21 protein-coding genes are annotated in these 21,059 nt (G+C 69.6%); 7 read left to right on the top strand and 14 right to left on the bottom strand.

Annotated elements, in window-relative coordinates:
- The first annotated feature begins 111 nt into the window (after positions 1-111).
- Positions 112-993, top strand: a complete 882-nt coding sequence (locus E5679_RS07640) for a DUF4031 domain-containing protein (protein WP_138414485.1) — start codon at positions 112-114, stop codon at positions 991-993.
- Here E5679_RS07640 and E5679_RS07635 read toward each other — a convergent pair.
- From E5679_RS07635 to E5679_RS07615, 5 genes are all read right to left on the bottom strand, one after another.
- Positions 990-1,511 carry a 2'-5' RNA ligase family protein gene (locus E5679_RS07635; RefSeq protein WP_249336013.1) on the bottom strand — a complete coding sequence of 174 codons (522 nt, stop codon included), beginning with the start codon at positions 1,509-1,511 and terminating at the stop codon, positions 990-992. The genes E5679_RS07640 and E5679_RS07635 overlap by 4 nt on opposite strands.
- 4 nt (positions 1,512-1,515) lie before the next feature.
- Positions 1,516-2,079, bottom strand: coding sequence for a YceI family protein (locus tag E5679_RS07630; RefSeq protein WP_138414484.1), 564 nt, complete (start codon positions 2,077-2,079; stop codon positions 1,516-1,518).
- Between the two features lie 78 nt (positions 2,080-2,157).
- Positions 2,158-2,559 (bottom strand): YccF domain-containing protein, encoded by a 402-nt coding sequence (locus tag E5679_RS07625; RefSeq protein ID WP_138414483.1) that lies wholly within the window; start codon positions 2,557-2,559, stop codon positions 2,158-2,160.
- A 48-nt stretch (positions 2,560-2,607) separates the two neighbouring features.
- Entirely contained in the window at positions 2,608-4,089 is a 1,482-nt protein-coding gene (locus tag E5679_RS07620; RefSeq protein WP_138414482.1) for a DEAD/DEAH box helicase, read from the bottom strand.
- 189 nt (positions 4,090-4,278) lie between these two features.
- Positions 4,279-5,325, bottom strand: a complete 1,047-nt coding sequence (locus tag E5679_RS07615; protein WP_138414481.1) for an Lrp/AsnC family transcriptional regulator — start codon at positions 5,323-5,325, stop codon at positions 4,279-4,281.
- 97 nt (positions 5,326-5,422) lie between these two features.
- Between E5679_RS07615 and E5679_RS07610 the strand changes: the two genes are divergently transcribed.
- From E5679_RS07610 to trmB, 3 genes are all read left to right on the top strand, one after another.
- Complete coding sequence (locus E5679_RS07610; protein ID WP_138414480.1) at positions 5,423-6,652, top strand: M20 metallopeptidase family protein; 1,230 nt, start codon at positions 5,423-5,425, stop codon at positions 6,650-6,652.
- A 178-nt stretch (positions 6,653-6,830) separates the two neighbouring features.
- Positions 6,831-8,069 (top strand): MFS transporter, encoded by a 1,239-nt coding sequence (locus E5679_RS07605; RefSeq protein ID WP_249336024.1) that lies wholly within the window; start codon positions 6,831-6,833, stop codon positions 8,067-8,069.
- Between the two features lie 11 nt (positions 8,070-8,080).
- On the top strand, positions 8,081-8,944 hold the full coding sequence (trmB, locus tag E5679_RS07600; protein ID WP_138414478.1) for a tRNA (guanosine(46)-N7)-methyltransferase TrmB: 864 nt from the start codon (positions 8,081-8,083) through the stop codon (positions 8,942-8,944).
- Positions 8,945-9,049: 105 nt separating this feature from the next.
- Here the strand turns inward: trmB and E5679_RS07595 are convergent, their stop codons facing one another.
- Positions 9,050-9,919 carry a LysR family transcriptional regulator gene (locus E5679_RS07595; protein WP_138414477.1) on the bottom strand — a complete coding sequence of 290 codons (870 nt, stop codon included), beginning with the start codon at positions 9,917-9,919 and terminating at the stop codon, positions 9,050-9,052.
- 70 nt (positions 9,920-9,989) lie between these two features.
- On the opposite strand from E5679_RS07595, the gene E5679_RS07590 reads away from it, so the two are divergent.
- Positions 9,990-10,931, top strand: coding sequence for a DMT family transporter (locus tag E5679_RS07590; RefSeq protein WP_138414476.1), 942 nt, complete (start codon positions 9,990-9,992; stop codon positions 10,929-10,931).
- On the opposite strand, the gene E5679_RS07585 is transcribed toward E5679_RS07590, so the two are convergent.
- The 3 genes from E5679_RS07585 to E5679_RS07575 are packed head-to-tail and all read right to left on the bottom strand — an operon-like array spanning position 10,928 to position 15,017.
- Positions 10,928-13,765, bottom strand: coding sequence for an FAD-binding and (Fe-S)-binding domain-containing protein (locus E5679_RS07585; protein WP_138414475.1), 2,838 nt, complete (start codon positions 13,763-13,765; stop codon positions 10,928-10,930). The genes E5679_RS07590 and E5679_RS07585 overlap by 4 nt on opposite strands.
- A 50-nt stretch (positions 13,766-13,815) precedes the next feature.
- Positions 13,816-14,502 (bottom strand): anti-sigma factor family protein, encoded by a 687-nt coding sequence (locus tag E5679_RS07580; protein ID WP_171042281.1) that lies wholly within the window; start codon positions 14,500-14,502, stop codon positions 13,816-13,818.
- A gap of 8 nt (positions 14,503-14,510) precedes the next feature.
- On the bottom strand, positions 14,511-15,017 hold the full coding sequence (locus tag E5679_RS07575) for a sigma-70 family RNA polymerase sigma factor (RefSeq protein ID WP_138414473.1): 507 nt from the start codon (positions 15,015-15,017) through the stop codon (positions 14,511-14,513).
- A gap of 187 nt (positions 15,018-15,204) precedes the next feature.
- Between E5679_RS07575 and E5679_RS07570 the strand changes: the two genes are divergently transcribed.
- Both E5679_RS07570 and E5679_RS20795 read left to right on the top strand, forming a co-directional pair.
- Complete coding sequence (locus tag E5679_RS07570; protein ID WP_138414472.1) at positions 15,205-15,789, top strand: COG4315 family predicted lipoprotein; 585 nt, start codon at positions 15,205-15,207, stop codon at positions 15,787-15,789.
- A 63-nt stretch (positions 15,790-15,852) separates the two neighbouring features.
- Positions 15,853-16,023 carry a hypothetical protein gene (locus E5679_RS20795; protein WP_171042280.1) on the top strand — a complete coding sequence of 57 codons (171 nt, stop codon included), beginning with the start codon at positions 15,853-15,855 and terminating at the stop codon, positions 16,021-16,023.
- 6 nt (positions 16,024-16,029) lie between these two features.
- On the opposite strand, the gene E5679_RS07565 is transcribed toward E5679_RS20795, so the two are convergent.
- The 5 genes from E5679_RS07565 to dnaK all read right to left on the bottom strand — a co-directional run bounded on the left by E5679_RS07565 (position 16,030) and on the right by dnaK (position 20,939).
- Positions 16,030-16,626, bottom strand: coding sequence for a DMP19 family protein (locus tag E5679_RS07565; protein WP_138414471.1), 597 nt, complete (start codon positions 16,624-16,626; stop codon positions 16,030-16,032).
- Between the two features lie 125 nt (positions 16,627-16,751).
- Positions 16,752-17,186 (bottom strand): heat shock protein transcriptional repressor HspR, encoded by a 435-nt coding sequence (locus E5679_RS07560; RefSeq protein ID WP_138414470.1) that lies wholly within the window; start codon positions 17,184-17,186, stop codon positions 16,752-16,754.
- A 3-nt stretch (positions 17,187-17,189) separates the two neighbouring features.
- Positions 17,190-18,173 carry a DnaJ C-terminal domain-containing protein gene (locus E5679_RS07555; protein ID WP_171042279.1) on the bottom strand — a complete coding sequence of 328 codons (984 nt, stop codon included), beginning with the start codon at positions 18,171-18,173 and terminating at the stop codon, positions 17,190-17,192.
- A gap of 214 nt (positions 18,174-18,387) precedes the next feature.
- Positions 18,388-19,065: a nucleotide exchange factor GrpE gene (locus tag E5679_RS07550; protein WP_138414469.1), complete on the bottom strand. Its 678-nt coding sequence runs from the start codon at positions 19,063-19,065 to the stop codon at positions 18,388-18,390.
- Between the two features lie 2 nt (positions 19,066-19,067).
- Positions 19,068-20,939, bottom strand: a complete 1,872-nt coding sequence (dnaK, locus tag E5679_RS07545) for a molecular chaperone DnaK (RefSeq protein ID WP_138414468.1) — start codon at positions 20,937-20,939, stop codon at positions 19,068-19,070.
- Positions 20,940-21,059 lie beyond the last annotated feature (120 nt).

Raw genomic sequence — 21,059 nt, 5'->3', positions numbered from 1 at the left:
CCTGCTACCGGACCATCCAACCGCGCAGCCTTCACTAAGGTCAACGCATTTAACTTGAGTGTACTCAACTCAAGTCTTTCGGGCAACTTGGTCGGTGTCATGCTGGAAGGCATGGCCATCCTCATCGATACCCCGATGTGGCCCGCTCACGGGACCGTCTTCGCCCACCTCGTCTCCGACGCGTCCCTCGCGGAGCTTCACGCCTTTGCCGCCGCCGCCGAGATCCCCGAGCGCGCGTTCGACGAAGACCACTACGACGTCCCCGAACGCCGGCACGCGGACTTGGTCCAGAGGGGCGCGCGGCCCGTGGACGGCCGCACGCTCACCCGCGCACTCATCGCCTCAGGCCTGCGGGTCCCCGCGAGAGAGCGCGCCAAGGCCCTTGCGGTGCCGCTCGCCCAACGCTGGGAACGGCTCTTGCCGGGCCGCGCCGAGCTGGGCCGCGAGCTGATCGGGCGCTGGTCGGAGGCCCACCGCCGCTACCACACCAACGCCCACCTCTTCGCCGTGCTCACCTCGCTGGACGAGATTGCAGACGACGGCGTCACCCCGCGCCCCGTCAGCCTCGCCGCATGGTTCCACGACGCCGTTTACGCTGGGAAGCCCGGCCAGGACGAAGAGGACTCGGCACTGCTCGCCGAGTCGCGGCTCGCCGACGCAGGCCTCCCGGCGCGGGAGATTGCGGAAGTCGGGCGGCTCGTCCGGCTCACCGCCGCGCATCGGCCATCCGCGGATGACGACGGCGGGCAGCGCCTGTGCGACGCGGACCTCGCGGTGCTGGGTCGCGACAGCGCTGGCTACCGCCGGTACACGGCGCAGGTGCGGGCCGAGTACGCCCACGTCCCCGATGGCCCCTTCCGCGCCGGGCGCGCCCAGGTCCTCGAGCACCTGCTCGCGCTCGACCCGCTCTTCCATACCGAGCGCGCGCGGGAGCTCTGGCTCGACCGTGCCAGAACGAATCTGAGCGAGGAACTCGCGAGCCTGCGCCGCTAGCGCGCGCCCCGCCCCCACGCGACGAGCGGCAAGCGTACGGAGGTGTCGCCGTCGGGCGCCATGTCGATGAGCGCGAAGTCGTCGAGCACCACCCGCTCCCCCTCATGCACCCGCCGGTCGCCCTGGACGGTGATGTGGGGGCGGAAGCCGCGGCCGGTGTGCTGCGGCGAGTGCACCCGGCCGCCCACGGCGGCCACTTCGCTCAGGACCCGCTCGTGGAGCGCATGCAGCCCCGGCTCATGGTGCACGAGCGAGACCCGGACCCTGCCGCGGAAGCCGAAGTTGGCGTCGTCGGCAATGCGCACGGTGATGGGGTCGTGGTGAGCGGCGAGAGCACGGCCGACCGCGGCCATCGCCGGCCCACGCGGCGCGTCGAAGCGCAGGAGGGTCACGTGGAGCGGCCACCGCCGCTTGCTGAAGGGAACGCCCACCGGCGTCGGCTCCACGAAGGCGACGACCACGAAGGCCCCCATCGGCTCGCCCGGAGCCGACTCCTCGGGAGCCTCGTCCGCGTTCACGTCTCTAGTTCTGGGACGCCTCGGTCTTGATGGCCGAGATCTCGAATTCGAGGAGGATGCGGTCGGAGACAAGCACGCCGCCCGAGTCGAGGGCCGCGTTCCAGTTGACGCCGAAGTCCTTGCGGTCGATCCGCCGGGACCCCTCGAAGCCGGCGCGCAGGTTCCCCATCGGGTCACGCTCGACGCCGATGAACTCGAGCGGGATCGCGATCTCCTTCGTGACGCCGCGGATCGTGAGGTCGCCGCTCACAATGAAGCTGTTCTCCTCGACCTGGTCGATCCGCTTGCTCACGAACGTGATCTCCGGATAGTGGGGTGCGTCGAAGAAGTCGTTGGTGCGAAGGTGCTCGTCGCGCTGGGGATTGCGGGTGTCGATGCTCGCGACCTTGATGGTGACGTTGACCGTCGACGCCGTCGGGTCATCGGGATCGATATTGATGACGCCCTCTACGTCGTTGAACGAGCCGCGCACCTTGGTGACCATGGCGTGACGCGTCGAGAAGCCGAGCCGCGTGTGGGCTGGGTCGAACCGCCATTCGCCTGCGTACGAGGGATCGATTTCCGGCATGGGGGCCTCCTTCGTCGTACCAAACTTAGCGCCGCCACGGCCAGTCACAAAGGATGGGAGCAGACGGACCCGGTTGGGTCACCGACTGTAGCTGGCCAGGAATCGATCGGTGCGCACAATCTGCTTGCCCAGCGGGAAGAGGGAGACCGGGATGAGCTTGATATTGGCGATGGCGAGGGGAATCCCGACGATGGTCATCGCCATGGCGACAGCGGTCGCCACGTGCCCGACGGCGATCCAGACTCCCGCCACAACGAGCCAGATGACGTTCCCGAGGAGGCTTGGAAGGCCCATCTGCTCGTGCCGATCCACCACCATCCGCCCGAACGGCCAGAGCGCGTAGGCGCCGATGCGGAAGGACGCGATCCCCCACGGAATCGTGACGATGAGCAGGCAGCACAGGATCCCGGCCAGAAAATAGCCGAGGGCCAGGACGAGCCCGCCGAAGACAAGCCAGATGAGGTTGAGCACGGTCTTCATGGGACCAGTCTGCCCGCGATGCCCTGGTTTGTCGTTACCCCCTGCGGGTTACCCCCGGCGAGCGTTCGAGGGGCGCGAGCCCGGGCGGCGCGGGCCGCGGCGCGCGGACGACGACGTTGCCCCCTGGGAGGAGGAGGCCGCCGTCGACCCCGAGCGCGGGGCCGCAGCCCGCGGCGATGCGGCGCCCCTCGACCCCGACGCCGCCTTGGATGCGGCAGCGGGGCCCGAGGCGCCCGAGCCCCCACGGCCGCGGCGCGAGCGCTTGCGCTGGGCGTTTGCGCCGGTCGACGCGCCCCCGCCCTGCCGCGGCTGCTTCGCCGCGACGGCGGCGGCGCGCTCGGCCGGGTCGACATACTCGGCCGGCTCGCCGACCAGCTCGGCGACGGCGGCCGACGACGACGAGACCGCCTGGAACTCCACCTTGACGCCCGCGTGGCGCAGGAGCTGGCGCACCTCCTGCTGCTGCTCCGGCAGCGCGACCGTCACAACGGCGCCATCCGAGCCAGCGCGTGCCGTGCGGCCCGAGCGGTGCAGGTAGGACTTGTGCTCGGCGGGCGGATCGACGTGGACCACGAGCTCGACGTCGTCCACGTGCACGCCGCGGGCGGCGACGTCGGTCGCGACGAGCACGCGGACCTCGCCGGAGGCGAAGTCGGCGAGGTTGCGGTCGCGGGCGTTCTGCGAGAGGTTGCCGTGGAGGTCGACCGCGGGGATGCCCGCCTGGGTGAGCTGCTTCGCGAGCCGCTTCGCGTGGTGCTTGGTCCGCATGAAGAGGACGCGCCGTCCACGGCCGGACGCGAGGGCGTGCACGAGGTTCTTCTTCGCGCCGGCATCCGCGGCGACGAACACGTGATGCTCCATCGTGGTGACCGCGGCGCGCGGCTCGTCGACGGAATGCGTCAGCGGGTTGTGGAGGTAGCGCTTCACGAGGGCGTCCACGCCGTTGTCCAGAGTCGCGGAGAACAGGAGCCGCTGCGCGTCCTTCGGCGTGGTGTCCAGGAGCCGCCGCACGACCGGCAGGAAGCCGAGATCCGCCATGTGGTCGGCCTCGTCAAGGACCGTTACCTCGACGTGGCTCAGGTCCACGATGCGCTGGCGCATCAGATCCTCGAGGCGCCCAGGGCAGGCGATGACGATGTCCACGCCGGCACCGAGCGCGCGCTCCTGACGCACCTGCGAGACGCCGCCGTAGATGACCGTCGTAGTGAGCCCGGCTGCTTTGGCGAGCGGCTCGACGGTCGCGTTGATCTGGGTCGCAAGTTCGCGGGTCGGCGCCAGCACGAGGCCGAGCGGGCGGCCCGGAGTACGGACGACGGCGGCACCCGCGGCATCGAGGCGCGCCACCAGGGGGATCGCGAACGCGAGCGTCTTGCCCGAGCCGGTGCGGCCGCGGCCGAGCACGTCGCGGCCGGCGAGCGTGTCCGGGAGCGTCGCGGCCTGGATCGGGAAGGGCGACTCGATCCCCTGGGCTGCGAGGGTATGGTCGAGGACGGCGGGAACGCCGAGGGAGGCAAACGTGGGGGCAGGCATGAGTGCAGGCAACTCCAGCATCGGATCGTCCCGTGGGCCACGTCGGCGTCACGGGTTCGCCGAGGAAAGGGAGAGCCTGGCTACCGCAGGGCACTGCCGGATCCGGGAGCGCGCAAGGGGTGCATCCCAGGGCAGTCATCGCGTTCATCGACGCTGTTGGAGGGGATGTGAGCCCGAACTCCAACTTCCCTAGTCTATCAGGGCTGGGCTGGCCACCACTTCACCCGTCGTCGTTCCATCGGCGCGAAGCATGAAACCCACCCGCTTCACCGCCCGCAGCATGACGGTGCTCTGGACGAGCTCGATGCCGGGGATCCGCTCCTGGATGGTGAGCTCCGCCGTCATGACGTCGGCGACGGTGCGGAGCCACATCATGATCGTGAAGTTGGTCTGGCCCGTCGTCGATGCGACGAGACGCACGTTGCGCAAGCCCCCGATCGCCGCGGCGGCCTGCGCATGCTGCCCCGGAGGAACCTTCGCGAGCCACTTGCAGGCCACCGGGTAGCCGGCGGGCCCTTGGGCGACCTCGCAGCGGAACGAGAGCAGGCCGCTGCCGAGGACCTTCGCGAGCTGCCGGTGGATGGTCGCGGGACTGCGCCCGAGTTCGCGGGCTATCTCGGCGGCGCTCGCGCGCCCGTTGCGCACGAGGAGCGGAAGGAGGTCGAAGCAGGCGGCTGGGAGGGGGCCCGTGAACGGTTCGACCCGGCCCAGTTCGGCGAAGGCGGCGATCTGCGCCCGGTCCAGGGCAGCGAGGCGCCACGAATGGCCGCCCGAATGCAGCCGAGTGCACAGTTCGCTCTGGATTCGATTGACTCCCGGCGCCGCGGCAATCTGAGGCAGCACCCGCTCGGCGCAGTCCACGAGCGATCGCGCGAAGACGGTAAGAGAGAGGTCGGGGTGGCTCGTGGCGACGTCGATCGTCTGCGCCTCCGGGATCGCCGCGAGCGCCGCGACCGCCTCTTCGCGCTGCCCCGGGTCGCACTCGACGTCCACGAACGCGACGACCATCTCCGCCGGATCCCCCCTCAGGTGAGCGGTGCTCCAGGCGAGACCGGCCTGGCGCAGCCGCTCCCAGCGCCGGGCGAGCGTCGCGGGGTGGGCGCCGAGGATTTCAGCCGCTTCCAGCCAAGGGACCCGAGGGGCGATCTGCAGCGCGTGCAGGAGGGCGAGGTCCTCCTCCGAGAGCTGGACGACGGGCGCCCCGAATGAAACAGAACGCTGCTCCGAGGGGCTCATGTGATCGATTGTTGCACGAGCCGCAGTTTGACGGCTCCTTCAGCGCACACTCGTCAGGGAAGAGGCGAATGTGGCACACGCCACAGAAGGAGAAGAAGTGGAACTGATCGACGAGGCGCGCGGGCTGCAGGACACCCTTGTGAACTGGCGGCATGCCCTCCATCGGGAACCCGAGATCGGACTCGACCTGCCGCGGACCCAGGAGAAGGTCCTCGAGGCCATCGACGGCCTCGGCTTCGAGGTCTCGACCGGAACGGACACGACCTCCGTCACCGCGGTGCTGCGGGGCGAAGCCGGGGCTCCTGCGGCGGAGGGCTCGCGACCCGTCGTGCTGCTTCGCGCCGACATGGACGCCCTCCCGGTCCAGGAGCGGACGGGCGCCGAGTTCACGTCCCGCATCGACGGAACCATGCACGCCTGCGGCCACGATCTCCACACGTCGATGCTGCTCGGCGCCGCGACGCTCCTTGCCGACCAGCGGCACAAGCTCGCCGGCGACGTAGTCTTCATGTTCCAGCCCGGCGAGGAAGGCTTCGACGGCGCGAGCGTCATGGTGCGAGAAGGCGTGCTCGACGCGGCCGGCCGGCGAGCGGACGCCGCCTTCGGCCTGCACGTCTTCTCCTCGATGGCGCCCCACGGGCAATTCGTGACCCGGCCAGGGGTCATGATGAGCGCCTCCGACGGCCTCTTCGTGACCGTCCGCGGCGCCGGCGGCCACGGGTCAGCGCCCCACGCGGCGAAGGACCCCGTAACCGTGGCGGCCGAGATGGTGCTCGCGCTCCAAACCATGGTCACCCGCCAGTTCGACATGTTCGATCCCTGCGTCGTGACCGTGGGACGCCTCGCGGCGGGCGCCAAGCGCAACGTCATCCCCGACACTGCCGAATTCGACGCGACCATCCGTACCTTCTCCGAGGCCAACCGCGAGCGGATGCAGACCGCGATCCCCCGGCTCCTCGAAGGGATCGCGCACGCTCACGGCCTTGACGTCGACGTCCGGTATGCCGCGGAGTACCCGCTCACCGTGACCGATCAGGCGGAGACGGAGTTCGCCGAATCCGCGATTGCGGAGCTGTTCGGACACGACGGCGGACGCCATGCGCGTCTCGCCCAGCCCCTCAGCGGGTCCGAGGACTTCTCCCGGGTGCTCGCCGAGGTGCCGGGGAGCTTCATCGGGCTGAGCGCGGTTCCGGCAGGGGTTGACCACAGGACGAGCGCCTTCAACCACTCCCCCTTCGCGACGTTCGACGACGGCGTCCTCTCCGACGGCGCGGCCCTGTACGCGCAGCTGGCCCTCACCAAGACCGCCGAGCTCGCGGCGCATTGAGCAAGCGCTCATTGAGCAACAGCCCGGTACCCCCGACATGGAGGATGCTCCCTTGACCACCAACACGACCCCCAGCGATGACACGGTGGCAGCGCGCTCGGCTCGCACCGCCGTCGTTCCTTCCGCCGCCCCGTCTTCTGCCGCGCCTTCGGCACGACGGACTCTCGTCAGCACCGGAATCGGCAACGCGGCCGAGTGGTACGACTGGGCGATCTACGCGACCTTCGCGCCGTTCTTCTCGAAGCAGCTCTTCAATCCGGCCGACGCGACCTCGGCGATCCTCTCGACGCTGGCCATCTTCGCCGTCGGCTTCGTAGCGCGCCCCTTCGGCGGGTTCGTCTTCGGCTGGATCGGCGACAAGGTGGGGCGCAAGACCTCGATGACGCTCGCCGTCGGCCTTGCCTCGCTCGGCAGCCTCCTCATCGGGCTCGCGCCGACGTTCGGCGCGGTCGGTGCCTTGGCCTCGCTCGTGCTCCTCGTCGCCCGGCTCATCCAGGGCCTCGCGCACGGCGGCGAGCTGCCGTCGTCGCAGACCTACCTCTCGGAGATGGCCCCGCGTGAACGGCGCGGATTCTGGTCCACCCTCATCTACTTCTCGGGCACCCTCGGGATCGTGGCCGGGACGCTCATGGGGGCCGTGCTGACCTCGGCGCTGAGCAAGACCCAGATGGCCGATTTCGGCTGGCGCATCCCGTTCTTCGTCGGGGCCGCGCTCGGGCTGTACGGGCTCGTGATGCGGGCGCGGATGCCGGAGACCGAGGCCTTCGAGGGGATCGCCGAAGGCACAGGGCGCGAAGGGCGGGCGGCGAAGCCGTCGCTGTGGAAGTCCGTGGTCGAGCATCGCAAGCAGGCGTTCCAGGTCATCGGCATGACCGTGGGCCTCACGGTGATCTACTACCTGTGGGCGGTCGTCGCTCCGACGTACGCCTCCACGAGTCTCAAGATCGACGCCGGGCAGGCCCTCTGGGCCGGCATCGTGGCGAACCTCGTGTTCCTCGCGGCCCTGCCGTTCTGGGGCAGGCTCAGCGACCGGATCGGCCGGAAGCCCGTGATGATCGCCGGGGCCGCGGGCAGCGCCCTCCTGCACTTCCCCATGACCTGGCTCCTCCACGATTCGGCCTGGCAGCTGGCGGTCTCGATGTCCGTCATGCTGTTCTTCATCGCCGCCGGCGCGGCGATCGCGCCCGCCGCCTATGCCGAGCTGTTCCCAGCGCACATCCGCACCGTGGGCGTCGGCGTCCCGTACTCGATCTGCGTGGCGCTCTTCGGCGGAACTGCGCCGTACCTGCAGACGCTGTTCACCGACGTGGTGAAGCAGCCGTGGATGTTCAACGCGTACGCGGTGGCGCTCATGGTGGTCTCGATCCTCGTGGTGATGACCCTGCCCGAGACGAAGGGCAAGGACCTCAGCGACTAGGCTGGGGGGCGATGAGCGAGCACCCCCGAGTTCCCTCCGGCGACGCCGGAAACCCCATCACCCCCGGCAGCCAGGCGTCCTTCGGCACGTACCGTCGTCAGCCGGTGAGCTTCGTGCGCCGCGGGACCCGGCTGCAGGGGCGGCGGCAGCAGGCCTGGGACGAGCACGCGGAGTCGTTCGTCGTCGACGTTCCGCGGCACGTCGCGGACACGTCTGTGCACCCGGAGTACGTGTTCGACGCGACGGGCGAGTTCGGGCGTTCCGCGCCGCTCATCGTCGAGATCGGGTCTGGGCTCGGCGAGGCGGTTGTCGCGGCCGCGGAGGCGGATCCGGAGCGGAACTTCCTCGCCGTCGAGGTCTATCGGCCCGGGCTCGCGAACACGCTCCTGCGGATCGGCCAGCGGGGGCTCACGAACGTCCGCGTGGTTCAGGCGAACGCGCCCGAGGTGCTCGGCACGATGCTCCCCGAGGCCTCGGTGAGCGAGCTCTGGGTATTCTTCCCGGACCCCTGGCACAAGACGAAGCACCACAAGCGGCGGCTCATCAACGAATCGTTCGCCCAGCTCGCCGCCCGGGTGCTCGAGCCGGGCGGCCTCTGGCGGCTTGCGACCGACTGGTCCGGCTACGCGCAGCAGATGCGCGACGTCGTCGCCGCGTCCCCGGACTTCCGCAACGCGCACGACGGCGAGCGCACCGGTTCGGAGAGTCCCCTCACCGCGGCGTGGGCTTCTGGAGTGGACTGCGAGCCGACCGGGGAGTCCGACCTCGTGGGCGGCTGGGCGCCTCGATTCGAGGGCCGTGTGCTCACGAGCTTCGAGAACAAGGCCCTGAAGGCCGGTCGGGTCATCTTCGACCTGACGGCGGTTCGGGTCTAGCGGGACGCCTCCCGACCGCGAAACCCCGGGAAGCCACCGAGACCCCCGGTTGCACGCGAGGGTCTCGGCGGATCGCGGGGGTTTCGCCGGAAGGCAGCCTCCGGGCTACCGCGCGTCGTCGCGGAGGGTGCCCACGAGGGCCTCCGCCAACGGGCTCCAAGCCCGGTTCGTCGGTCCGCTCAGGACCAGTCGGCGGCCGAGGGTCGGTTCGAGCGGGACCATCTGGAGCGTCTTCGGCAGCATCACCTCGCCGAGACGCGGCATGATGGCAACGCCAACCCCCTCCTGCACCATCGTCATGAGGGTCGCGAGCTCGCGGACGCGCTGGCGCATCTCGAAAGGCAGCCCTGCCTTCGCGTGGATCCGGCGCACCTCGTTCTCGCAGCCGCCGGTGCTGACGAGGAGCCCATCCTCGTGGAGCTCGGCAAGGGGGATTGCCTTCTCGCCCGCAAGCGGATGGTCCTTGCGGAGGATCGCACAGTATTCGTCCTCGCCCACCAGAACTGACCCGGCGGGATCGGGGTGAGGGTCGACGAGGATCGCGGCGTCCACGGTTCCGTCGTCGAGCCACTCCGGGATCTCGTCGTCGTCGCCCTCGAACAGGCTTACCTCGACCTTGGGCAGGCGCGCCGACCACACACCGAGGAGCCCGGGAACGAGACCCTGGCACACAGTAGGCACGGCACCAAGACGCACGCGGCCTTCCACCACCCCGGACCGGGCACGCATGCTGCCGTCGAGAGCGTCGAGCGCGGCGACGGCGGCCCGGGCGTGCGGGAGGACTTCGCTCGCGAGGGCCGTGGGCGCATTGGCGCGCTCGCGATCCAGGAGCACGCCGCCGAGGTCCTCCTCGAGGGCGCGCAGCGTGCGCGACACGGAGGACTGGCTCACCCCGAGGGATTGGGCGGCGGCGGTGAAGGAGCCGCTTTCGACGACGGCGAGCAGCGTACGCAGCTGGGGAACAGTCGGAGCCATGCATTCATGGTATGCCCAGATGCGCCGGATGTATTTGATTCATATGGCCACCAGCGCGACAGTAATCGGCATGACGACAAGACGCCTCGGCCTCACAGCCGCCTACGTGGCTCTCGCCCTCATCTGGGGATCCAGCTTCCTGCTGATCAAGGAAGCTCTCGTCGGCCTGACCCCCGGCCAGGTCGCGGTTGGCCGGATCATCCTCGGAGCACTGACCCTCCGGACCCTCATGGTCATCGCCGACCGCCAGTGGCCCCGCGAAGCCCGCTTCTGGGGACACATGACCGTCGTCGGCCTCCTCCTCTGCCTGGTGCCGTTCAGCCTCTTCGCCTGGGCGGGCGAGTCCCTCCCCTCGGGCCTCTCGGCGATCCTCAACGCGTCGACGCCGCTCATGACCGCCGTGGCGACGGCTGCCGTCGTACCGACGGAACGGATGGGTGCGCGGCAGGGGCTGGGCATCGCGCTCGGCGCGGCCGGGGTCGTCATCGTGGTCGCGCCGTCGGGCCTCGCTGGCTTCAGCTCGATCCCCGGCCAGCTCGCCTGCCTCGGCGCGACCGCCTGCTACGGCCTTGGGTTCGCGTACCTGAGACGGTTCGTCGTGGGGCAGCACCGCTACGACAGCCTCACCGTCTCCACGGTGCAGCTGACGACGGCGGCCGCGGTCGCCATCGTCGCCTCCCCCCTCCTCGCGACGGGCCCACTCGAGCCCAACCCGACGGCCCTCGGTGCCCTCGCACTCCTCGGCGTCTTCGGCACCGGCATCGCGTACATCTGGAATACCGCCATCGTGACGAGCTGGGGCCCGGTCGCGGCCTCGACGGTCACCTATCTCACGCCGCTCGTGGGAGTTGCCCTCGGCGCGGCCGTGCTCGGCGAAACCCTGAGCTGGAACCAGCCGCTGGGCGGACTCGTGGTGATCGCCGGGGTCGTGCTCGCCCACCGCGCGAGGCCGCAGGTCCCGGCTCAGAGCACTGCGGTCAGGGCGATCATCGCGGAACCCAGGAGCACCTAGCGGCCTTCCCTGCGGAGGGCGTCGGCGAGGACCTGGACGAGGTGACGGCTTTCAAGCCCGGCCAAGTCCCGGACCTGCGTCCGGCACGAGAAGCCGTCCGCCAGAAGGTCCCGGTCCGGGGCGGCGCCGGCCTTCGCGAGGATGCCGCCCTGGGCGATCATCGTCGAAACCTCGTAGTGGCCCTTCTCCATGCCGAAGTTCCCCGCCAGGCCGCAGCAGCCGGCCGAGATCTCGACATCGCAGCCTGCGGCCTTGAGCAGCGCCTGATCGGCGCCGTATCCGATGATCGAATGATGATGGCAGTGCGGCTGGACGAGGAGCCGCTCGTCCAGGTGCGGCGGGGTCCAATCGATCGAGGTCAGGAACTCCGCGACGGTCTTGACGGACGCTGCGAGCTTCGCAGAGCGGGGGTCCTCGGGCAGGAGCTCGACGAGGTCCGACCGCAGGGTAGCGGTGCAGCTCGGCTCGAGCCCCACCACCGTCCTGCCCGCCTCGACGTGCGGGAACAGCGTGTCCAGCGTGTTCCGGAGCCGGGCCTTCGCAGCGGGCAGCTGGCCGGTCGAGATGTAGGTGAGGCCGCAGCACGCTCCGGTCGAGATCTCCACGTCGCAGCCCGCCGCCGCGAGGACCTCGATGCCGGCGCGGGGGATCCCGGGGTCGAGGGCGTCCGAGAAGGTATCGACCCAAAGGAGCACCTGGGGCGCGTCCGGCGGCGCGGCATGACGACGTCTGGAGCTCAGGTCCCAACGGAACGGCGCCTTGGGCAGGTGCGGGAGTGAGCGGCGGGTGTCCGCCCCCATGAGGGTGAGGACGGCCTTCCGGAGCGGGGCCACCCGGCCGACGGCGTTGGCAATTGGCGCAAACGGTGCGGCGAGGCGGAGCCATTGGGGCAACCGGCCGAGCGTGTAATGGCTGAGCGGGCGCACCCGTCCCCTGTACGTCCGGTACAGGGTCTCCGACTTGTAGGTCGCCATGTCGATCCCAGTCGGGCACTCGTTGGCGCAGGCCTTGCAGCTCAGGCACAGGTCCAGGGCCTCGTGTACCTCCGGCGAGCGCCAACCCAGCTGGACAACGCCCCCGTTGAGCATCTCCTGGAGCGCCCGCGCCCGCCCGCGCGTCGAATCCTTCTCCTCGTGCGTCGCCACGAACGAGGGGCACATGAAGCCCCCTTGGCCCCGGAGATCCGCGCGGCACTTCCCTACCCCCACGCAGCGGTGGACAGCATTGGTGATCGAGCCGTCGTCGTCCGAGAACGCGAAGCCATTGGCGGCGTGCGCCGCCGTGGCCCTGGGCCGCCTGAGGTGCGCGTCCACGGGATCGGGACGCACGATCACCCCCGGGTTGAACGTGTCCTCGGGGTCGAAAAGGCCCTTGAACGCCCGCATCGCATGCAATGCCTCAGGGCTGTACATGGCCCCGAGCAGCTCGGACCGCGCCCTCCCGTCCCCGTGCTCGCCGGACAGGGAACCGCCGAGCTCGGCGGCGAGCGCCGCCGCCCGCTCGAGGAACCGGCGCATGACTGCGCCGTCCCGCTCGAGCGGGAAGTCGACGCGGAGGTGGACACAGCCGTCGCCGAGATGCCCGTAGGCCGTGCCGGTCACGCCCTCCTGGTCCATGAGCGCATCCAGCCTTCGCAGATAGTCGCCGAGCTGCTCGGGGGGCACGGCCGAGTCCTCCCACCCGGGCCAGGCCTGCACGCCAGCCGCAGTCCGACCGGCAAGCCCGGAGGCGTCCTCGCGGATCCGCCACAGCCGCTCGGCCTCGTCGCCGGCCGGGATGACCTTCGTGTCATGGGCGGAGGAGGCGTCGGCAAGCCTTTGGGCCGTAGCCGCTGCCTCGTCTGGGCTGCCGCCGGGGACCTCGGCAATGAGGAGGCAGCCGCCGTCGGGAACGTCCGGAACCTGCGTCTTGCCCTGCTGGCGCACAGCCTCAAGGAGCTTGGTGTCGAGTCCCTCCAGCGCAAGGGGGCTGAACGGCAGGAGGTTGGGGACGTCGTCGGCCGCGGACCCCATGTCCGGGTAGCCGAGCACGGCAAGCGCCGGGGCCTCCGCCTTATCCACAAGCCGCAGGGTAGCCTCGAGCAGGATCCCGCAGGTGCCCTCGGTGCCGACGAGTGCCGCGGCGAGGTTCCGGCCGTTCTCGGGCAGAAGGTGCTCGAGCGAATAGCCGGAGACCTGCCGGCTGAAGCGTCCGAACTCCGTGCGGATCACCCCCAGATTCTGGGTGATGAGGTCGGCGAGTCCGGGCACGGCGTCAAGCGCCTCCGGGCCGGAGGAGGCCTCGAGGATCTCCCCTGAGGGGAGCAGGAAGGTGAGCGAGACGACATTGTCCGCCGTCCGCCCGTAGGCCATGGCATGCGAGCCGCACGCGTTGTTGCCGATCATGCCGCCGAGGGTGCAACGCGACCCGCTCGCCGGGTCGGGCCCGAAGCGGAGCCCGAACGGCTCGCAGGCCTTCTGGAGGGACGCGAACACGACGCCGGGCTCGACGACGGCCGTCTTGGTTTCCGGGTCCACGGACAGGATGCGGTTGAGGTAACGGGAGAAGTCGAGGACTACGCCGGGCCCGATCGAATTCCCCGCCATCGAGGTTCCCCCGCCCCTCGCGGTCACGGAGACGCCGTGCCGCCGCGCGGCGTCGACGGTCGCCATGACGTCCTCCCGCGAGCGCGGGAGGACCACGACCTCCGGGGGGATGCGATAGTTCGACGCGTCGCTCGAGTAGAGCGCGCGGGCGAGCGAGGAATCGTCTACGTCGCCCTCGAGGCGCGACCGCAGCTCGTCGACGAGCGCGGAGACTGACTTCTGTCCAGGGCGAACGGCGATCGACGTCATGCTCCAGTGCTACCCCACCCCGAGGGTCTCTGTGCAGGGTCCGGGGGAATCTAGCTCACATTGACGCTCGCGAGCGTGCGCTGGGCGTCGTCGCGGATCTGGATGGACCGGATCGAGGCGAGCTGGTACGACGTCGCCCCAGTGAGCACTGCGCGGCCGGAATAGCCCGTCGAGGTCCAGCTCGCGGCCTGCTCCTGCTCGCCGCCGTCCGTCACGATCCACACGCTGAACACGCCGGTGCTCGGCATGCCGCGGCACGTCAGGTCGAGCTCCGTGCCCCACCCCTTCTTCACGAGCGCGAGGTCCACTTGGGCCCCATCCGCCGAGGCGAGCTGATAGCTCGCGGCGGGGGTCGCCGTCGTCGTCGGGGTCGGCTGGGCGGTGGGCGCTGTCGCCACGAGGGGACCGAGCGCGATGCCGCCCGCGAGCGAGGCGGCCGCAGCACCGGCCAGAGCTCCGCCCCAGCGAAGACGCAGCGTACGACGGCGGGCCCGCACCCGGGCGAGGAGCGCCGGCGGAGCCTGGTCCTCCTGGGGGACGGCCGTTTCGGCGGCAAGCGCCTCGGCGCGCGCGGGAGGGACCGAGTCAAGGAGCGCGGGGAGCATTTCGAGCTGCTCGATCTCGGCCCGGCACTCGGCGCACGTGGCGACGTGGGCCTCGACGGCCTTCATCTCGTCCGCGTCGAGCGCGCCGAGCAGATAGGCGCCGAGGGAGATCCGCAGTTCTCGGTGGCTCATCGGGTGGTTCATCGCTCGACCCCCAGTTCGTCGAGGGCCGCGCGGAGCGCTTTGAGGGCGTAGAAGCAGCGCGACTTCACGGTTCCGGCGGGGACGCCGAGTGCGGCGGCGGCCTCGGTGACGTTGAGGCGCCGATAGTGCACGGCGACGAGCGCCTCGCGGTGCTCCCGCGTGAGCCGCATGAGAGCCTCCTCCATCACGACGCGGTCCAGCAGTTCGTTGATCCGCTCCGCGTCGACGGCGGTGTCGAAGCCGTCGACGCCCGGCCCGGGAACGGTGTGGGGACGGCGGGCCCGCTGCCTGTGCTGGTCCACGATGAGGTTGCGGACCGTCCGGTACAGGTACGCTCGCAGGCCAGCGGTCGTCTCGGGCGCCTGCCGCCACACGCGGATGATGGCCTCTTGGACGATGTCCTCAGCCTGGTCATCGCTGGGCATGGCCCGGCGGGCGAAGCGCTTGAGCGCTGCGCCGTGGTCGCGGTAGATCGCCGCCACCGCTTCCTCGTCCATGGGCATGGTGCCTCCCGGGTGCCGTCCGGCCCACGTGTATCACTGCATAGACGATGTGAGGGCGGAAACGGTTCATTCACGATCATTCTGCCTCGGGATGAACAATTCAGCCTCGATGTGAACCATATGGGGATTGCCGTCGTCTGCAAGGTCAGCGGCGGCCGACCGCCGTCTCATCAGGGAAGGCGACATCATGAACAAGCGAGCAGCACTCCTCTTCGCCGCTCTGTCGGCGGCCTCCACCCTCGCCCTCGCAGGCTGTGGCGGCAGCAGCGGAAGCAGCACCTCGAGCACGCCGGCGGCCGCGCCGTCGTCGTCCTCGTCGTCCTCGTCCTCGTCCTCGTCCTCAGGAGAGTCCGAGACCCTCAAGACGACGACGGTCGCGGGCAAGACGATCGTCGTGGACGGCGACGGCAAGACGGTCTACTTCTACACGCGGGACAATGCGGGCGCGACCAAGAGTGCCTGCACGGGCGGCTGCGCCACGCTGTGGCCCGCCGTCACCAGCGACACAGCGCCCAAGCTCCAGGGCGTGACCGGCAAGATCGGCAGCATCACGACCGCCGACGGCAAGCAGCAGGTCACCATCAATGGCATGCCCATCTACTACTACGCGAAGGACACCGCCCCGGGACAGGTCAACGGCCAGGGTGTTGCGGGCGTGTGGTACGTGGTGGCGCCAGACGGGTCGATGATCCAGGGAGCGCTCGCGGCGTCGACCTCGGGCAGCTCGAGCTCGCCGAGCAGCTCGGACAGCTCGGGGACCTCGGGCTACTGACCCGACACTGGTGACCTTTGTGACTCCGGAGTAGATTGGTTGTTCCCGAAGCGAGGAGGAGCCATGTCGGACTTCCGGAGCTACACGGAAGAAGAGAAGCACAGCTACGTCGCGCCGAGCTGCGAGCTCTGCGGACAGCACCGCCACATCATCTGGCAGCAGGACGGAGAGCGCTGGATTCCGCGGGACCGCGGATGCTCCAACGAGGCGTGCCCTCAGTTCTCCGCGGCCTGACGAGTCTCAGATCTCGCTGAACTCGTCCTCGAGCGCCTGAGCCTCCCTGCGGCGTTCGTCAAGGTCGGGCACAAGCGCGACGCGGCGTGCGATCTCGTTGTCTATCCCGTCCTCATCGAGGGCGAGCAGTCCCTCCTGTCGACGGAGCCAGGCACCGTTGAGCGCGACGAGGTCCTCCTGCTCGAGGACCTCCTCGACTCGGTCGTCGAGGGCCTCGAGGGCACCGACCGCATCTGAGCCGCCGTCGCCCTCGAGGTAGGCGACAGCATCGTCGTCGTCCAGCCCGTCGAAAGCGGCGACCATAGCGTCAAACAGGGCGAGATGCTGCGTTGCGCCCATCTCCCGCAGGCCCTCGCGGACCAGGCGATCCAGGTCGCCCCGCTCGCCCGCACTCACCACGTACTGGGCGAATCCGCCGTCCAGCACCTCGGTCAGGAAGAAGTCGACGTAGTAGCTGCGCAGCGCGTTGGCCGCGATCTCGTCCTCGCCGAGAAGCTCGGTGTACATCGCGTTGACGACGTCGATGTTCGCATCCACCAGCTCGGCATCGGGGCCGTCGAGGGCTTCGGCGGGCAGGACAACAGGGAGCTCGTTCGTGGGCATGGGGGCCTCCTGGCTGCGACGGTCGGACACGCTTACGACCGTACGACGGCGGCCTTCACCGAACGCCGAGCCCCAGATGAACGTTGGGCGAACCTTGGGCGGAGGGGCCGGCTAGAAGGTGCCGATCAGAAGGGGTCGTGCTGCGGCCGCGGCCGCCAGACCACGAGGGCACCGGAGCGCTCGGGCCGCTGCCCGCGGGTCAGGGTGACCACATCGCCTGCCATCCCGGCAGCGAAGATGCGCCGCGCGTCCCCGCCCAGGCGCCGCGCGTCGTCGACCTCCCGCTCGAGCTCGGCGACGCGGGAGCGGAGGGCCGCAACCTGGTTCTCGAGCTCGAGGATGCGGCGGATGCCCTCAAGGGACACGCCGTCCTTCGAGAGCCGCTGCACCTCGCGGAGCAGCTCGACGTCGTGCTGCGAGTAGCGCCGCTGCCGCCCGGACTGCCTGGAGGGCGAGACGAGCCCCAGCCTGTCGTACTGGCGGAGGGTCTGGGGATGCATCTCGGCCAGCTCCGCCGCCACGGAGATCACGAAGATCGGCGCGTACGGATCGATGGCCATGGCCTACAGCCTCGCTTTGGCAGCCAACCCGGCGCGCGGGTTGGACTCGGAGTTCTTCTTGGCAGCGGCAGCGAAGGCGCGCACGGCCTCCTCCGCTTCCTTCGAGAGGTTCTGGGGGACCACGACGTCGATGGTCACCAAGAGGTCGCCCGCGCCCTTGGAGGTCTTCACTCCCTGGCCCTTCACGCGCAGGGTCCGGCCCGAATTCGTGCCGGCGGGGACTTTCATCCGGACGGTGTGGCCGTCGAGCGTCGGGACCTCGATCTGGGCTCCGAGCGCGGCCTCGTCGAAGCTCACGGGGACGTGGATGCGGATGTTGTCGCCCTCGCGGGTGAAGAACTCATGCGGTGTGACGTGGACGGTGACCATGAGGTCACCCGGCCCGGCAGAACCCGGACCGCCCTTGCCGCGGACGCGGACCTTCTGCCCGTCGCGGATCCCCGCGGGGATGCGCACCTCGATGACTTCCCCGTTCTGCTCGCGCAGCCCCACGGTCGTGCCGCGGATCGAGCCGGCGAAGGAGATCGTCGTCGTCGCCTGTCGGTCAGCGCCACGCTGCGGCGGCGCCTGGAAGCCGCCGCCCCCGCCGGTGCTGAAGCCGCCGAACAGGTCGGCGAATTCAGGCGGGAGGTTTCCCGTGTTGAAGCCGCGCGAGTGGCGCCCCGCGCCCCCGCCGAACAGGCCGCCGAAGAGGTCCTCGAAGCCCGCGGCGCCCTGGCCCGCGCCGGGTCCGCCTGCGGTGAAGCGGGCGCCGCCCATGGCGCGGATCGCGTCGTACTGCTGGCGCTGCTCCGGGTCGCTCAGCACCGAGTTGGCCTCGGTGATGTCCTTGAACTTCTTCTCGGCCTCAGCGTCCCCCGGGTTCTGGTCCGGGTGGTACTTGCGGGCGAGTTTGCGGTACGCCTTCTTGATGTCGGCGTCGGAGGCATCCTTGGGCACGCCGAGAATGGAGTAGAAGTCTTTCTCCACCCAGTCTTGACTAGCCAATGAGGCCTCCTTTTCGTCGTTCCATCATTCTTATCGTCTCGGGTACAGATAATCGCCTGATTCCTCGTTTCGGGTACGCCAACTGGTGAGGTATCTGTACCCGAAACGCCTCCGAAGGGGATTATCTGTACCCGAAACGGAGGAGGGGGACGACGGCGGGTGGGGCCCGCCGTCGTCCTCTCGCCTTACGCCGTCGTCCTCGCGCCTTCGGGGACTACGGGACGGCGACGATGACCTGAGCCGCGCGGAGCACGCGCGACTGGGTCCGGTAGCCGGCGCGAAGCACCTGCTGGACCGTGTCGACCTCGATCCCCTCGCCCTGCTGCTGGATCAGGGCTTCGTGGATGTTCGGATCGAACTCGACGCCGGTCGCGTCGATGCGCTCAAGGCCATGGCTCGTGAGGATCCCCTCGAGCTTGGCCGCGATCGACGCGAACGGCCCCTCGGTGAGGTCGCCGTGCGCGCGCGCCGCATCGATGTCGTCGAGCACCGGCAGGAGCGAGGTCAGGACGCCCATGACGGCGACCTCGCCCGCGACGGCCCGGTCCCGGTCCACCCGCTTGCGGTAGTTCACGTACTCCGCCTGCAGGCGCTGGAGGTCCTCGCGGAGCTCCGCCGCCTCGTTCTGCACGCCGGCCGCCTCGCTCAGGATGCGCTCGGCCTGCGCCAGGACGTCCTCGGAGTCGTGGGCTTCGTCCACGGGGCGCATCTCCTCGTGCTCGGCGTCGGCCGCTGGGCCGGCTTCGCGCCCGCCCTCGTCGGGGGTCGCGCCCTCGCCGGGCTTCCGCACGCCGCCCGTGACCGGGTCAACCTTGCGGTTGTCCCGGATCACCGGCTTCTGCGGCTCGCCCCGGACCTCGTGCTCTTCTTCATTGCCGTGGTGAGGGGCCATGGTTACTTCTTCTCGTCCTCGTCGACGATCTCCGCGTCGACGATGTCCTCGTCCTGCCCGGCGGAACCGGCGGCACCAGCGTTCTCAGCCGTGTGCGAGCCGTCCGCACCGGCCGCCGTGCCCTGCGACGACGCGTAGATCGCCTCGCCGAGCTTGGACTGCGACTGCTGGAGCTTCTCGAACGCGGTCTTCACCGCTTCGTCGTCCGTCCCCTCGAGAGCCTTCTTGAGGGCGTCGACGTCGCCCTGGACCTCGTTGCGGACGTCCTCCGGGAGCTTGTCCTTGTTGTCCGCGATGAGCTTGTCCACCGAGTAGGCGAGTTGCTCCGCGGTGTTGCGGCGATCCGCAGCCTCACGGCGCTTCTTGTCCTCGGCCGCGTGGGCCTCGGCGTCGGCGACCATGCGGTCGATGTCCTCCTTGGACAGCGCGGTGCCGCCCGAGATGGTCATCGACTGCTCCTTGCCGGTGCCCTTGTCCTTCGCGGAGACGTGGACGATCCCGTTCGCGTCGATGTCGAAGGTGACCTCGATCTGCGGGATGCCGCGCGGCGCCGGGGCGATGCCGGTCAGCTCGAACGTGCCGAGCGGCTTGTTGTCGCGGGTGAACTCGCGTTCGCCCTGGAACACCTGGATCGACACGGACGGCTGGTTGTCGTCCGCCGTGGTGAAGGTCTCCGAACGCTTGGTCGGGATGGCCGTGTTGCGCTCGATCAGGTGCGTCATGATGCCGCCCTTGGTCTCGATGCCGAGCGAGAGCGGGGTGACGTCGATGAGCAGGACGTCCTTGCGCTCGCCCTTGAGGACGCCGGCCTGGAGGGCGGCGCCGACGGCCACGACCTCGTCCGGGTTCACGCCCTTGTTCGGCTCCTTGCCGCCTGTGAGCTCCTTCACGAGGTCGGAGACAGCGGGCATGCGGGTCGAACCGCCGACGAGCACCACGTGGTTGATGTCCGCGACCTTGATGCCGGCCTCGGCGATGACGTCGTGGAACGGCTTCTTGGTCCGCTCGAGGAGGTCCTTGGTAAGGTCCTGGAACTTCGCGCGGGTCAGCGACTCGTCGAGGTGCACCGGGCCGTCAGGGGTGACGGAAAGGTACTGGAGCGAAATGTTGGTGCTCGTCGAGGACGAGAGCTCCTTCTTGGCCTGCTCGGCCGCCTCGCGGAGGCGCTGGAGGGCGATGCGGTCCTTCGAGAGGTCAATGCCCTTGAGCTTGAGCTGGCTGAGGAGGTACTCGACGACGCGCTGATCCCAGTCGTCGCCGCCGAGGCGGTTGTCGCCGGCGGTCGCGCGGACCTGGATGGTGGAGAACCCGTCCTCGTCCTTGCCCACCTCGAGAAGGGAGACATCGAACGTGCCGCCGCCCAGGTCGAAGACGAGGATGAGCTCGTCTTCCTTGCCCTTGTCGAGCCCGTAAGCGAGGGCCGCGGCAGTCGGCTCGTTGATGATCCGGAGCACGTTGAGGCCCGCGATCTCGCCGGCTTCCTTGGTGGCCTGGCGCTCGGCGTCGTTGAAGTACGCCGGAACGGTGATGACCGCGTCGGTGACCTTCTCGCCCAGGTACGACTCGGCGTCGTTCTTGAGCTTCATGAGGATGCGCGCGGAGATCTCCTGCGGCGTGTACTTCTTGTCGTCGATGTTGATGGTCCAGTCAGTGCCCATGTGGCGCTTGACGGACGAGATGGTGCGCTCGATGTTGTTGACGGCCTGGCGCTTGGCGATCTCGCCGACCAGCACCTCGCCGGTCTTCGAGAACGCGACGACGGACGGGGTGGTGCGACCGCCTTCGGCGTTCGCGATGACCGTCGGCTCGCCGCCCTCGAGGACGGACACGACGGAGTTGGTGGTGCCCAAGTCGATACCGACTGCGCGGGTCATGATTCCTCCTACTGTTTGCTGGTGCCGTGAGAAGCCAACCGGGCCGTGGCGCCTCGCAGCACCCCGGTCAAGTTGAGCGATCTGCACTCAAGTCTACGCACCCAGCCTCAACTGTCAACC

Source organism: Sinomonas gamaensis, from assembly GCF_005876955.1.
GTDB classification, from domain to species: Bacteria; Actinomycetota; Actinomycetes; order Actinomycetales; family Micrococcaceae; genus Sinomonas; species Sinomonas gamaensis.
The sequence above is the reverse complement of the archived record's forward strand: the minus strand, read 5'-3'. Positions and strand labels throughout refer to the sequence as shown.

Excerpts from the sequence above, each read along its gene's own strand:
- E5679_RS07640 (WP_138414485.1), top strand. The coding sequence starts at position 112 with ATGGCCATCCTCATCGATACCCCGATGTGGCCCGCTCACGGGACCGTC.
- E5679_RS07630 (WP_138414484.1), bottom strand. The coding sequence starts at position 2,079 with ATGCCGGAAATCGATCCCTCGTACGCAGGCGAATGGCGGTTCGACCCA.
- E5679_RS07625 (WP_138414483.1), bottom strand. The coding sequence starts at position 2,559 with ATGAAGACCGTGCTCAACCTCATCTGGCTTGTCTTCGGCGGGCTCGTC.
- E5679_RS07620 (WP_138414482.1), bottom strand. The coding sequence starts at position 4,089 with ATGCCTGCCCCCACGTTTGCCTCCCTCGGCGTTCCCGCCGTCCTCGAC.
- E5679_RS07615 (WP_138414481.1), bottom strand. The coding sequence starts at position 5,325 with ATGAGCCCCTCGGAGCAGCGTTCTGTTTCATTCGGGGCGCCCGTCGTC.
- trmB (WP_138414478.1), top strand. The coding sequence starts at position 8,081 with ATGAGCGAGCACCCCCGAGTTCCCTCCGGCGACGCCGGAAACCCCATC.
- E5679_RS07595 (WP_138414477.1), bottom strand. The coding sequence starts at position 9,919 with ATGGCTCCGACTGTTCCCCAGCTGCGTACGCTGCTCGCCGTCGTCGAA.
- E5679_RS07590 (WP_138414476.1), top strand. The coding sequence starts at position 9,990 with ATGACGACAAGACGCCTCGGCCTCACAGCCGCCTACGTGGCTCTCGCC.
- E5679_RS07585 (WP_138414475.1), bottom strand. The coding sequence starts at position 13,765 with ATGACGTCGATCGCCGTTCGCCCTGGACAGAAGTCAGTCTCCGCGCTC.
- E5679_RS07580 (WP_171042281.1), bottom strand. The coding sequence starts at position 14,502 with ATGAGCCACCGAGAACTGCGGATCTCCCTCGGCGCCTATCTGCTCGGC.
- E5679_RS07575 (WP_138414473.1), bottom strand. The coding sequence starts at position 15,017 with ATGCCCATGGACGAGGAAGCGGTGGCGGCGATCTACCGCGACCACGGC.
- E5679_RS07570 (WP_138414472.1), top strand. The coding sequence starts at position 15,205 with ATGAACAAGCGAGCAGCACTCCTCTTCGCCGCTCTGTCGGCGGCCTCC.
- E5679_RS20795 (WP_171042280.1), top strand. The coding sequence starts at position 15,853 with ATGTCGGACTTCCGGAGCTACACGGAAGAAGAGAAGCACAGCTACGTC.
- E5679_RS07565 (WP_138414471.1), bottom strand. The coding sequence starts at position 16,626 with ATGCCCACGAACGAGCTCCCTGTTGTCCTGCCCGCCGAAGCCCTCGAC.
- E5679_RS07560 (WP_138414470.1), bottom strand. The coding sequence starts at position 17,186 with ATGGCCATCGATCCGTACGCGCCGATCTTCGTGATCTCCGTGGCGGCG.
- E5679_RS07550 (WP_138414469.1), bottom strand. The coding sequence starts at position 19,065 with ATGGCCCCTCACCACGGCAATGAAGAAGAGCACGAGGTCCGGGGCGAG.
- dnaK (WP_138414468.1), bottom strand. The coding sequence starts at position 20,939 with ATGACCCGCGCAGTCGGTATCGACTTGGGCACCACCAACTCCGTCGTG.